At 65.4% G+C, this 12,870-nt stretch carries 9 protein-coding genes; 2 read left to right on the top strand and 7 right to left on the bottom strand.

Annotation, left to right across the window (positions count from 1 at the left end):
* Window positions 1-14: 14 nt before the first annotated feature.
* The 4 genes from panD to J3485_RS14385 form a co-directional block, all read right to left on the bottom strand.
* Window positions 15-401 carry an aspartate 1-decarboxylase gene (gene panD / locus J3485_RS14400; protein ID WP_206953562.1) on the bottom strand — a complete coding sequence of 129 codons (387 nt, stop codon included), beginning with the start codon at window positions 399-401 and terminating at the stop codon, window positions 15-17.
* A gap of 57 nt (window positions 402-458) precedes the next feature.
* Window positions 459-1,292 (bottom strand): pantoate--beta-alanine ligase, encoded by an 834-nt coding sequence (panC, locus tag J3485_RS14395; protein ID WP_206953556.1) that lies wholly within the window; start codon window positions 1,290-1,292, stop codon window positions 459-461.
* Window positions 1,293-1,418: 126 nt separating this feature from the next.
* On the bottom strand, window positions 1,419-2,288 hold the full coding sequence (locus J3485_RS14390; protein WP_206953554.1) for a segregation and condensation protein A: 870 nt from the start codon (window positions 2,286-2,288) through the stop codon (window positions 1,419-1,421).
* A gap of 2 nt (window positions 2,289-2,290) precedes the next feature.
* A complete protein-coding gene (locus J3485_RS14385) occupies window positions 2,291-2,479 on the bottom strand; it encodes a DUF3460 family protein (protein WP_206953552.1) in 189 nt (62 codons plus the stop codon).
* Window positions 2,480-2,785: 306 nt separating this feature from the next.
* Here J3485_RS14385 and J3485_RS14380 point away from each other — a divergent pair, with 306 nt between their 5' ends.
* Together J3485_RS14380 and J3485_RS14375 are read left to right on the top strand one after the other, a co-directional pair.
* A complete protein-coding gene (locus J3485_RS14380; protein WP_374192424.1) occupies window positions 2,786-4,588 on the top strand; it encodes an autotransporter assembly complex protein TamA in 1,803 nt (600 codons plus the stop codon).
* Window positions 4,589-4,612: 24 nt separating this feature from the next.
* On the top strand, window positions 4,613-8,605 hold the full coding sequence (locus J3485_RS14375; RefSeq protein ID WP_206953547.1) for a translocation/assembly module TamB domain-containing protein: 3,993 nt from the start codon (window positions 4,613-4,615) through the stop codon (window positions 8,603-8,605).
* Between the two features lie 78 nt (window positions 8,606-8,683).
* On the opposite strand, the gene metG is transcribed toward J3485_RS14375, so the two are convergent.
* From metG to J3485_RS14360, 3 genes are all read right to left on the bottom strand, one after another.
* Window positions 8,684-10,852: a methionine--tRNA ligase gene (gene metG, locus J3485_RS14370; RefSeq protein ID WP_206953538.1), complete on the bottom strand. Its 2,169-nt coding sequence runs from the start codon at window positions 10,850-10,852 to the stop codon at window positions 8,684-8,686.
* Window positions 10,853-11,026: 174 nt separating this feature from the next.
* A complete protein-coding gene (locus tag J3485_RS14365) occupies window positions 11,027-12,280 on the bottom strand; it encodes a type II toxin-antitoxin system HipA family toxin (RefSeq protein WP_206953529.1) in 1,254 nt (417 codons plus the stop codon).
* Complete coding sequence (locus tag J3485_RS14360) at window positions 12,267-12,551, bottom strand: helix-turn-helix domain-containing protein (protein WP_206953527.1); 285 nt, start codon at window positions 12,549-12,551, stop codon at window positions 12,267-12,269. The genes J3485_RS14365 and J3485_RS14360 overlap by 14 nt, the downstream gene beginning before the upstream one ends.
* Window positions 12,552-12,870: the final 319 nt, after the last annotated feature.

The following is a 12,870-nucleotide window of genomic DNA, read 5'->3' as shown; positions in this document are numbered from 1 at the left end:
CGCGGCCCGCTCGTTCAGGTCCAGCTCTGCACGGGCACGTGGGCGCGGCTACCCTTGATCTTGTTGTGCTCATCGACGAAGACGAGCTTGGGGTCCCAGCCCGCCTTCAACTCGGCATCGTCCACCATCGCGAACGCCGCGATGATGACCAGATCGCCGAGCTGCGCGCGGCGCGCGGCCGAGCCGTTCAGCGAAATCATGCCGCTGCCGCGTTCGCCGCGGATCGCGTAGGTCGAGAAACGCTCGCCGTTATTGACGTTCCAGATATCGATGCGCTCGTTTTCGAGGATGCCCGAGGCATCGAGCAAATCCTCGTCGATCGCGCACGAGCCTTCGTAATGAAGCTCGCAATGCGTCACGACGGCGCGGTGAATCTTCGATTTCAGCATGTGTCGCTGCATGATCGTTCCTTCTGACTTCAAACTTCAAACGATTCCGACGATGGCCCGCGGGCGGCGTCAGATTTCCAGGTTGTCGATGAGGCGCGTGGCGCCGAGCTTGGCGGCCGAGAGCACGACGAGCGGGGCGTCGTCCTCGTGCGCAGCGGGAGCGACGAGGTCCGAGCGCTTGCGCACGGCGACGTAATCGGGTTTCCAGCCGCGCGCAGCAAGGCGTTCCATCGCTTCGCGTTCGATCGCGGCGAAGTCGCGCCGACCCGCTAGCACGGCTTCGCGCACCTGAGCGAGCGTGGCGGCGAGCATCGGCGCTTCGGCGCGCTCGGCTTCGCTCAAGAAGCGGTTGCGCGAACTCAAGGCGAGGCCGTCGGCGTCGCGCACGGTTTCGGCCGCCACGATGTCGGTCGGCAAGGCGAACTGCTGGCACATCGCCCGCACGATCATGAGCTGTTGGTAATCCTTCTTGCCGAACACGGCCACGCGCGGCTGCACGCATGACATCAGCTTCATGACGACGGTACAGACGCCCGTGAAGAAGCCGGGGCGGAATTCGCCTTCGAGGATGTCGCCGAGGTCGTGCGGCGGATGGACGCGGTATTCCTGCGGCTGCGGGTACATGTCGCGCTCGGTCGGCGCGAACAGCACGTAGACGTTTTCCCGCTGCAGCTTCTCGATGTCGGCTTCGAGCGTGCGCGGGTATTTGTCGAAATCCTCGTTCGGCCCAAACTGCAGACGATTGACGAAGATGCTCGCGACGACGGGGTCGCCGTGTTGGCGCGCCAAGCGCATCAACGACAAATGGCCTTCGTGCAGGTTGCCCATCGTCGGGACGAACGCCGTACGGTTCTGGCCGCGCAACTGGTCGCGCAATTCCTGGATCGAGCTGATGACTTTCATGATGGGCAAAACCGAGACGCGCGCGACGCCCCGCAGGTTGAACGCGCGCCGATTGTAGTGGATTTGACGGCGCCTGGCATCGACCGAAGTGACGGCTCGACGAGCAGGCGGGCGAGCGTTTGCCCGTTATGCGGGCAGATACGCGAGACGGACGTAAATCGGTGCGAACGGTTCGGGTTGGGTGATCTCGATCAGCGATTCCCGCGCCAACTCGAGCATGGCGATGAAGTTCACGATGACGACGGGCACGCCGCGCGTCACGTCGAAAAGCTCGGAAAATTCCACGAATCGCACGTTTTGCAAGCGTCGCAGGATCAGGCTCATGTGCTCGCGCACCGAGAGTTCCTCGCGCGAGATCTTATGATGCTGCACGAGCTTGGCGCGTTTGAGCACGTCGGCCCAGGCCGCGCGCAAATCGTCGGCCGCCACGTCGGGAAACCGCGGCGCCATGCTCTGCTCGATATAGACTTCGGCGCGCAAGAAGTCGCGCCCGAGTTGCGGCAATTGATCGAGCCGCTGCGCGGCGAGCTTCATGCGCTCGTATTCGAGCAAGCGCCGCACCAGTTCGGCGCGCGGGTCTTCGGCCTCTTCGCCCGTGTCGGCCTTCTTGACGGGCAGCAGCATGCGCGACTTGATCTCGATCAGCATCGCGGCCATCAACAGATACTCGGATGCGAGTTCGAGATTCGTTTTGCGCAACTGCTCGACATAGCCGAGGTATTGCACCGTCACGTCCGCCATCGGGATGTCGAGCACGTTGAAGTTCTGCTTGCGGATCAGGTACAGCAACAGATCGAGCGGACCTTCGAACGTTTCGAGGAATACCTCGAGCGCGTCGGGCGGAATGTACAGATCCTGCGGCAGCTTGAACAGCGGCTCGCCGTACAGGCGCGCGAAAGCGATGCCGTCGACGGTGTCGGGCGTCGTGTCGGTCGCGGGCGCGGTCAGCGCCGCGTCGGGCCCTCGCCCAGCGCGCCTTTGGTCGGCGGCGTTCACGCTCAGAAGTTCTGGTAGTAGACGTACGGCGTTTGCGTCACGCTCGACTGCTGCTGCGTCGAGCGCTCTTCGAGATCGATCGGCTGCTTGTCCCACAGCAGCGCGCGGCCGCGGCGTTGCTCTTCTTCCAGCGTCGGCTTTTGCTGTTTGAGTTGATTGATGAACTGCGTGACATCCGATTGATACAACATGGTTCGGTCATCCTGAAAATGGGGACATAGCAACACTGGCTGCCGCCTCGAGCAAGCCGAGATTTTAGCGCATGCCGTCGAGCGCGGAACATCGAAGGCGGCCGCGCGTCGAAACCGGGCGTGCGAATCGCTCCAAAGCGGCGCGCCTTGTGGATCGCTTCGTGGTCCGATGAGCCGCCGTTATGGTCAAATGACCGCTTGCGCCGCGAGCAGGAAGGCTGAACCGAGTCGAGCGGCCCCAGCGGGCTGATCGTGGCGGGCGCCGGGCGTCGTTCAATGTTGGGGAGGTCGTGTTTGCGGGGAGCCGTGATCGTTTCGTCTTACGCCGGCGGCAGCCGACGCCGCCGAGCGGCGGCAGCGTTGCGGCCCGCTTGGCGCTCGCTCGCGCTGGGTGTACTGGGCGTGCTCTTCGCGCTCGTGTCGATGCCTGCGGCGGCCAAGTACGACGTCACGATCGACGCGCCGCGCGCCATGCGCAAGCTGCTTCAGAAACATCTCGATCTCGCTCGTTTCGCCTCGCGAGAGGGCGTGACCGACGATCAGTTCGATTTCCTCGTCACCGCCACGCCGCAGCAAGTGCGCGATCTGGCCGCGACCGACGGCTACTTTTCTCCCGTCGTACGCACCGACGTGCGCACGGGCGGCAAGGGCAGGAAAGACGTCACGGTGCACGTCGATCCCGGGCCGCGCACCGCCGTTTCGTCGATCGAGCTCACGTTCGAGGGGCCCGTGCGCAACGAGGCGCCGGCACGCGAAAACGCCGTGCGCTTCGCGTTTTCGCTGCATACGGGCGATCCGTTCACGCAGGCGGCGTGGACCGATGCGAAAGAAGCCGCGCTCAAGACATTGCGCGCACGCCGTTATCTCGGTGCGAAGATCGTCCGCTCGCAAGCGCGCATCGATCCGCACACCCGGCAGGCGGTTTTGACCGTCGCGTTCGACAGCGGGCCGACATTTACGCTCGGCCCGCTCGACGTGTCGGGCGTGCGGCGTTATCCGGGCCGCATCGTCACGAACGTCAATCCGTTGTCGGTCGGCGAGGTCTACGACGCCGAGCGCGTCGCCGAGTTGCAGCGGCAACTGCAGAGCACGCCGTATTACGCGAGCGTCGCGATCGACGTCGACAGCGACGTCGCCAAGCCGAATGACACGCCGATCCACGCGAAGATGAGCGAGTATCCGTACAACAACGTGCGCGGGGGCGTGGGCTATGCGACCGACACGGGCGCGCACGTGCAAGGCTCGTACACGTATCTCGACACGTTCGGCGCCGCGTGGCCGTTCTCGATCCAGGGCCGGCTCGATCAGCTTCAGCAGTACGGCCAGATCCAATTGTCGATGCCGCCGGGCGAGCGCGGCTGGGTCAACAGCGCGCTCGCCTCGTACACGAGCACGGAAGTGTCGGGCACGCGTATCTATAGCGCGCGCGCCGGCTTGCAGCGCACGCGCACGGCGCAGTTCATCGACTACTCGTACTCGATCCAGTACTACGCCGACCGTCTCGATCAGAATGCGACGGGCCCGACGACGAGCCACGCACTCATGCCGCAGTGGGCATGGACGCGCCGCAACGTCGACGATCCGCTGTTCCCGCGCAAGGGTAATCTCGTGCATGTCGAGGCAGGCTTCGCCGTGAAGGGGCTCGCCACGGACCAGACCTTCGCGCGCGCCTACGGGCGCGCCGAGCAATACGTGCCGCTGTTCAAGCGCGATCTGTTCCTCGTGCGCGCCGAACTCGGCGGCGTTTTCACGAGCGGCGGTTCGAGCGGTATTCCGGCGTCGCTGCTGTTCCGCGCGGGCGGTTCCAATTCCGTGCGCGGCTACAGCTACCAAAGCATCGGCAACACTGTCGACGGCTCGGTGTTGCCGACCAAGTATCTGGCCACGGCCGCGGCCGAATATCAACACTGGTTCACGCACGATTGGGGGGCGGCTGTGTTCTACGACGTCGGCACGGCAACGGACGACTGGAAAGCGCGCGTCATCTATCCGGGCGTGGGCTTAGGCGTGCGCTGGCGCAGTCCCGTCGGCCCGATCAACGTCGATCTGGCCTACGGCACCCGCAATCACAGCGTGCGGCCGTACCTGACGCTCGGCATCGCTTTCTGAGATCTTGAATCGCATGGGCCTCGCATGACGCACGATTCGCCGCCGCCGCAGGAAGACGCCTCGGGCGCTACCGGCTCGGGCGCGGGCCGGGCCGGCGCGCCGCAAGCGCCCGAAGCGCCGCGCCGCAGGCATCGCGGCCGTCGCTCGTTCGTATGGATGGCGCTTGCCGCCGTGCTGATCGTTGTCTTCGCCGCCGCCGGGCTCTACGGCGCGATCGCGACCGAGACGGGTACACGGCTCGTTTGGCGGGTGGCGGTCGCCGTGACGGGTACGCGGTTGTCGGGCACGTTCGAAGGCGGCACGCTCGCGCGCGGCGTGCGTTTGGCCGACGTGCGGTGGCACGAGAGCGCGGGCCCGGCGGGCGCGCCGCCGACCGACATCCGTATCGATCGCCTGTCGGGCCGCTGGGTGCTCACGCGCGCGCCTTGGCGCTTGACCGTCGATGCGCTGCGGGCCGGGACGATCGACGCTCGGCTCGGGCCTTCCAAGAGCACGGCGTCGATGCGGGTGCCGACCGATCTGCGCTTGCCGATCGAGGTCGACTTGCGCTCGCTCGCCGTCGACAAGCTGCTCGTGCGCGACGGCACGACAACCACGGAGATCGACGCGTTGCGCGCGCATGGCCGCAGCGACGGCCGGCATCATACGCTGTCCGTCGACGGGCTCGATACGGCTTACGGCGCGCTGGCGGCGCAGCTTTCGCTCGACGGGGTGCGGCCGTTCGCGCTGACCGGCGCGTTGTCGGCCTCGGGCACGCTGGCCGGTGCGCCGGCTGAGCTCCAGGCGCGCGTGTCCGGCACGCTCGAGTCGCTTGTTGCCGATGTAACCGCCAGTGGGATGAAGCTGGCCGGCCGCGCGCATATCGAGGCCACGCCGTTCGCGCCCGTGCCGCTCGAGCGCGCGACGATCGCGTTCGATCACGTCGATCCGCGCACCTTCAGCGCCGGTGCGCCGCAGGCCGACCTGTCGCTGACCGCGACGCTTGCGCCGGTTCCGGGCGCCGGGCCGCTCGTCGTCGCCGGCCCCGTCGTCATCGTCAATGCGACCCCCGGGTTGCTCGACGCGCATCGTTTGCCGCTCGTCGAGGCGCGCGCCGACGTGCGGCTCGATGCGCAAGCGCAGCGGCTCGATCATCTCAGCGTGCGGCTCGTTCGTGGCGCGGCGCTGACGGGCGGCGGCACGTTCGCGCACGGGCGCGGCCGCTTGGATTTGACCGCGAGCGCCCTCGATTTGGCGACGCTTGCGCCCTATGTGCGGCCGACGGCGCTGTCCGGGCCGATCGGTATCGAACTGGACGGGGCGACGCAGTCGCTCTCGCTCGATTTGACCGACGCCAAAGCGCGTCTGCGCGCGCGGGCCCACGTGGCGTTCGAGCGCGAACGCATGGCGTTGCACGACGTGCGCATCGACGCCGGCGACGGCCGTCTCGAGCTCAAGGGCGCCCTCGAGCATGACGCGCGCGCGAGTTACGACATCGGCGCGACGCTGACGAACTTCGACCCGCGGCTCGTCGTCGCGTCTGCGGCGATCAAGCGGCCCGAAGCGCGCGTGACGGGCCGGTTCAGCGCGATAGGCACGCTCGCGCAGCCGCTCTCGACGAAGCTGCGGTTCGAACTCGGCGACAGCATCTACGATGGATTTCCATTGACGGGCGCAGGGACGATTACGCTAGCCGGTGCAAGGCTTTTGCCGAGCGACGCCAAGCTGTCGATCGCCGGCAACGACGTCGAGTTGCACGGTAGCTTCGGCGAGCCCGGCGACCGCTTGCGCTTTCACGTGGATGCGCCGCAGCTCGACCGCCTCGGCTTCGGTGTCGCAGGCACCGTGCTCGCTGACGGCGATCTGACCGGCTCGCTGGTTCATCCCGACGTGACGCTCAGCTACGACGCCCGCGACGTCTCGATGGGCGGGAACCGAATCGGCGCGGCGACGGGCAGCGCGCGCATCCGCGATGGTGCGGCGGGCGCGCTCGAACTCACGACCGACGCGCGCGACGTGCACGCGGGCGTCGTCGACCTGGCGACGTTGACGGCCCGTGTCGCCGGCACGCGGGCGAAACACACGTTCGACGCGCAAGCGAAGGGCACCGTGCGCGCACGCCCCGTCGACATGGTGCTCGCGGGCTCGGGCGCGCTGACCGATACGCGCGACGGTCCGCGCTGGGACGGTGTGCTCGCGCGCCTGGCCAACCGGGGCATGCCGGCGATCGACCTGCAATCGCCGGTGGCCCTATCGGCCGCGGGCCAGCGCGTGACGCTCGGCCCCGTGCGGCTTGGTATCGAAGGCGCGACGCTCGATGTGAAGTCGCTCGTCTACGACCACGGCGCGATCAGCTCGGCCGGCAGTGCGTCGAATCTGTCGATGGCGCGGCTCATCGCGATCCGGCAGATGTTGACGGGGATGCCCTCGCGTCTGTCGAGCGATCTCGTGCTCGGGGCCGACTGGAACTTCACGCTGGGCCGTACGGCGAGCGGCTATGCACGCATCGATCGGCGCAGTGGCGATGCGACGCTCTCGACGGGCTACGGCACGGCGGCGTTCGGCATCACGGCGCTGTCGGCGCGCGCCGATTTCACGCCCGGGCTCGTGGGCGTGACTGCGCACGCGGCGGCCAGTCGGATCGGTACATTCGACGCGAACGTGAGCGCCGGCCTCGCACCCGATCCGGCACGCAACGGTCTGCTCGAGCTTGGCGTCGACGCGCCGCTCGCGGGCAAGCTCGCCTTGGACATCCCGGCCCTGAAGACGACCGGCGGGCTGTTCGGCCCGAGCTACGTGCTCGACGGGCATGTCGCGTTGAACCTCGTGCTCGCCGGCACGCGAGCGAAACCGACGCTATCGGGCGCGCTGGCCGGCGACGGATTGTCGGCGACGCTCGTCGACCAAGGCATTCAATTGAAGGACGGCGTCGTGCGCGTCGCGCTGACCGAGAACCTCGTCGATTTGCAGCGCGTCGAGTTCCACGGCGGCGACGGCACGGTACGTGCGACGGGGCAAATCCGGCTCGATCGCGCCGAGCCGGACCTGACGGCGCGCATCGTGGCCGACAAGCTCGAGCTGTTCGCGGCGCCCGATCGCCAACTATCGCTGTCGGGCAGCGCGACGGTCGCGAACGGCGGCGCGGCCGGCGGCCTCGACATCGACGGCAAGTTCACGGTCGATCACGCACTGTTCGATCTGCCCGAGCAGCCGGCGCCGCGCTTGTCCGACGACGTCGTCATCGTCCGCAACGGCGGCCTCGTGCAAGGCGCGCCGCCGCCGGCGGCGCCGACCAACAAGCCCGTGGGCGCCTTCGCGCCGCGCGCGAGCGTCGCTATCGATCTGGGTAAAAAATTTCGGTTCCGTGGCCAGGGCGCCGACCTCGGCTTGAGCGGCACGGTGACGGCCCTGTCGGCGCCGAACCAGCCGCTGCGCGCGATCGGCAACGTGCGCGTGACGGAAGGGTCGACCTACACTTCGTTCGGTCGCAAACTCGCGATCGAAAACGGCTATTTCACGTTCAACGGCCCCGTGGCGAACCCCGGCATCAACATTCTCGCCATGCGTCGCAACCAGGAGGTGGAAGCCGGCGTGCAAGTGACGGGCACGGTGCATGCGCCCACCGTCAAACTCGTGTCGGAACCGAACGTGCCCGATAACGAGAAGCTCTCGTGGCTGCTGTTCGGCCACGGGACGGACCAAGGCAACAACCTGAGCCAACAAAGCACGATGACGGCGGCGCTTGCGCTGCTCGGCAGCGCGACGGGCAAGCGCGTGGCGCAGACGTTCGGGCTAGACGAGTTTTCGGTCGGCCGCAGCGACGTGGGGCTGACCGATTCGCAGGTCGTCATGGTGTCGAAGGCGATCAACGACCGGCTCGTGCTCGGTTACGAGCAGGGGCTGCAATCGGCGGACAACGCGTTCAAGGCGACGTTGAATCTGTCCCGCTTTTGGTCGGTCCTGCTCTATACGGGAACGTTCCAAGGCGTCGACATCAATTTCACGCGACGCTTCGATCGGTGGCGCGGCCGGCGTTGACGCGTGGCCGAGCAGGGGAGGATTCGGCCGGCCGACAGCGGGCGCACCCCCTGCCGGCCGACACGTAGGCGCGGTGCGTCAGCGCACGCGCATACCGGGTTTCGCGCCGTTGTGCGGCTCGAGGATATAGAGGCCCGGCTCGGCCTTTTCGTCGGCGCTCGAGGCGGCGAGCACCATTCCTTCGGATAGGCCGAACTTCATCTTGCGCGGTGCGAGATTGGCGACCATCACCGTCAGCTTGCCGACCAGATCCTCGGGACGATAGGCCGACTTGATGCCTGAAAAGACGTTGCGCGTTTTCTCTTCGCCGACGTCGAGCGTCAGTTGCAGCAGCTTGTCCGATCCTTCAACGGCTTGGCAATCGACGATGAGGGCCACACGCAGATCGATCTTGGCGAAATCGTCGATCGAGATCGACTCGCTTCGGGTGTCGCTGCCGCCCTCGCTTCGGGGCTCGCTCGAGGTGGCCACAGCCTTTTTCGCGGCTTTGCTCGGCGATGCCGATGCCGATGCTGCGGCGCCCGTATCGGTCGGCTGCAAAGACGTGCGGTTGGCCGCGATCAGCGCTTCGATTTGCTTCGCGTCGATGCGCGTCATCAAGTGCTGATAGGCATCGATCGGCTGCTTCGATGACAGCGGTGTCTCGGCATCGCTCCACGCGAGCGGGGCGATGCCGAGGAACGCCTCGACCTTGGCTGCGAGCGTGGGCAGCACGGGCTTGAGCGCGATCGACAGCAATCGAAACGCCTCGAGGCTGACGCTGACGGTCTCGTGCAGCAGCGTGGCGTTGGCCGGGTCCTTCGCTTGGTCCCACGGCTTGGCCGTATCGACATAGCCGTTGACGGCATCGGCGAGCTCCATTGCCTGACGCACCGCGCGGCTGTACTCGCGCGCTTCGTAGTGGGCCGCGATTTGCGGGATCGCCGCGCGCAGCGTCGCCAGCAGCGGATGGTGCATCGCGCTGTCCTGCACGCGGGCGTCGAAGCGCTTGATGAGGAAGCCGGCAGCGCGGCTCGCGATGTTGACGTACTTGCCGACGACGTCGCTGTTCACGCGTGCTTGGAAATCGTCGAGGTTGAGATCGAGATCCTCCATCGTCGCGTTGAGCTTCGCGGCGAAGTAATAGCGCAGCCACTCGGGGTTCAGCCCGGTCTCGATGTAGCTGTTCGCGGTGATGAAGGTGCCGCGCGATTTGGACATCTTCGCGCCGTCCACGGTCAAAAAGCCGTGCGCGAACACGTTCGTCGGCGTCCGATAGCCCGCGAATTCGAGCATCGCGGGCCAAAACAGCGTGTGGAAATATAGGATGTCCTTACCGATGAAATGGTATTGCTCCGTGTTCGAGCCGGGCTTGATCCACGCTTCGAAATCGAAGCCGAGCTTGGCCGCGAGGTTCTTGAAGCTCGCGTAGTACCCGACCGGCGCATCGAGCCAGACGTAGAAGTATTTGCCGGGCGCGCCGGGGATTTCGAACCCGAAGTAGGGCGCATCGCGCGAGATGTCCCAATCGCCGAGCTTGGCGTCGCCGGCCTCGCCGAGCCATTCGCGCATCTTGTTCGTTGCCTCGGGCTGTGCGAGGCCGCTCACCCATTCGCGCAGAAAGTTCTCGCAGCGCGTATCGGAGAGCCGGAAGAAATAATGCGTCGACTTGCGGCGCACAGGCGTCGCGCCCGAGATGGCCGAATACGGATTGACGAGATCGGTCGGTTGATAGGTCGAACCGCAGACCTCGCAACTATCGCCGTATTGGTCTTTCGCGCCGCATTTCGGGCACTGGCCCTTGATGAAGCGGTCGGGCAGGAACATCTCCTTGACGGGGTCGTATGCCTGCTCGATCTCGCGTGCATCGATGAGGCCCGCTTCCATGAGCCGGCCATAGATCGTCTCGCACAGTTCCTGGTTTTCCTCGGAGTCGGTCGAGTAGTAGTTGTCGAACGAAATCAGGAAGTTGCCGAGATCGCGCGTATGGTCGCGCCAGACGCGCTCGATCAACTGCTTCGGCGTGATGCCTTCCTTTTCGGCGCTCAGCATGATCGGCGTGCCGTGCGTGTCGTCGGCGCCGACGTAGTAGACCTCGTGCCCGTGCATTCGCATCGCGCGCACCCAGACGTCCGTCTGAATGTACTCGACCATGTGGCCGAGGTGGATCTGCCCGTTTGCGTAGGGCAGAGCGGACGTCACGAGAACGCGGCGGCGGGCGGCGCCCGCGCCGGCTTGCGCGGCGGAAGGAGGGGCGGATACGGTCATGAGCGTAGGGGAAGGAGGTGCTGCTTGAGGGAAAACGCTGATTTTAGCAGGCACACGGCGCGACGCCTGGCGCCTGCGCGCCGCTCACCCGCCCCGAGCCTACGGGGCGCGCGCAAACGTGGCTCAGGGGGCTTCATCCCAAGCGGCCGTGGATCTGTCCCGACGCGCCGATTCTTATTCCGGGCGACCGAACACCCGCATGGGTTCGACCGAAGATCGGCCGGCATCCCATTCGACGCGCAGCGCCGCAAGAAACTCGCCGGGCATGCGCTCGCCTTCTTCCGCGAGCGTGGCCGACATCGCCTCGGCGATACGTTCGATCACGGCAGCGGCGTCGTGCATGTGACAGACGTTGCGTCCGAACGCCAGCAGTTCGTCGCGCGTCGGATACGACACAGCCTTGTTCAACTTTAGCGCCATCGTGCGGTCCGCCATCTCGACGCCGGTTTTCTGGTTTTCGTAGCGATAGACGGAGGTCGTCACCACGTCGAAGAGGGGAGACAGGCGGGGGGGCTCGTCGGCATCCGGGTGGTCGTAGATTAGCCCGAAATTTTTCAGATGTGCGTCGCCGTTGCGGACCATCACCGACAGCGCGAAATACTCGAAGAAGCGTGCCAGGCTCTCGTCGACATTGCCGCCGCAGTTCATGCCGATCGCAAGCGCAATCTTCTCGTAGCTGCTGCTGTATTTGAAGTTCGGCTGCCAAGGGTTCTTGCCCATCAGAACGGCCATGTCCTCGAAACCGAACTGCTCGTCGCCGTCCACGTCGAAGCGCTCCATCACGAACAAGCTTTGATCGTCGGATAGCCAGAACCGCGGCACCCGGATATTTGCGCGGCGCGCGGTGCTCATGCACAGATATTCGTTCACCGGCAGGTGCGGGTAATCGTCGCCGGCCGCCTTCAAAATCAGATTCGGCGTCGCCGCCGTCGTCTTCTCGTCGACCTTGCCGCTCTCGATTTTGTCCGCGTCGGGAATCATCACCTTCGGTTGAAAGCCCGAGATGCCGGATTCGAGATAGGTCTCTACGAGATGGTCGAAAAGCCCCGCCTGACTGCCCGTCCGGAGCAGCGTTGCCAGGCCCACTTCGGCTCGTTTTCCGCGCGTCGGCTTGCCCGGTTCGCTGTAGCGGAGTCGTCCGATCTGATTGCCGCCTGTGATGGCCAACAGCGCCATGTCATCGAGCTGAACGTGCTTGAACGCCCGTTGAATTCGTTCAAGCAGAAAGCCCTCGGGTCGATTCATCGAAAACGCGGGCAACATCGGCGTTTCGGCATAGGTTTCGGCGCGCAGCGGCATGGTCAGCGATACTTGCCGCGCTCGGTCGCGCGTGTCGTAGGCAAACACGTGCCGCGACTCTTTCGTGAGCGTGCCCGCGTGGCCTTGCGGCGTGCGTACGCTCAGCGCTCGAACCCTATTCTTCGTCACCGAAGATCTCCTTGATCTGGTCGTAATCGGGCCGCGCCGATACGATGGAGAGGCCTTTTCCGAGTGCGGTAAGCGCAGCTAGGACGTGGTGGAGCCCGACGTTTTGCCCCGACTCCAATTGCGTGATCGTGAAGCGCGCGACGCCGGCTTTCTCGGCCACCCATTGCTGGGTGCGCCCCTGCGCTTTGCGTTCGCGTCGGAATGCCGCCCCGAAGTCGGGCGCAAGGAGAAGCGGTATCGTGCTCGATCTATCGGTGTCCTTGTATGACATATCTTACATTTCTGCGTGAGATAGTTGAAATGTAAGATATGTCTGTCATGATTTCAAGGAGCGTTGCGCGCCAGAATAGTATTTCTGGGCTGTTCGTCCGCGGCTGACGTAGCCATCGAAGTTGCTCGCGAATGCGGCAAAAAAAACCGGGGCGTTTGGCCCCGGAGCAACAACGACAAGAGGAGAATGGTGACGCAGCGGCGTTTGCCAGCCACGTACCGAACATACAGACAGGTGAATTGCCGGCGAGTTCGAAAAATTTTTCGAATTGTTTACCAGCGCCTTCTAGGCACCTTCCGTCGCTGTTTTCATGCCGCTC

Origin of the sequence: Trinickia acidisoli, from assembly GCF_017315725.1 — a bacterium.
GTDB classification, from domain to species: Bacteria; Pseudomonadota; Gammaproteobacteria; order Burkholderiales; family Burkholderiaceae; genus Trinickia; species Trinickia acidisoli.
Note: the sequence above shows the minus strand (reverse complement) of the source record. Positions and strands in the feature narration are given on the sequence as shown.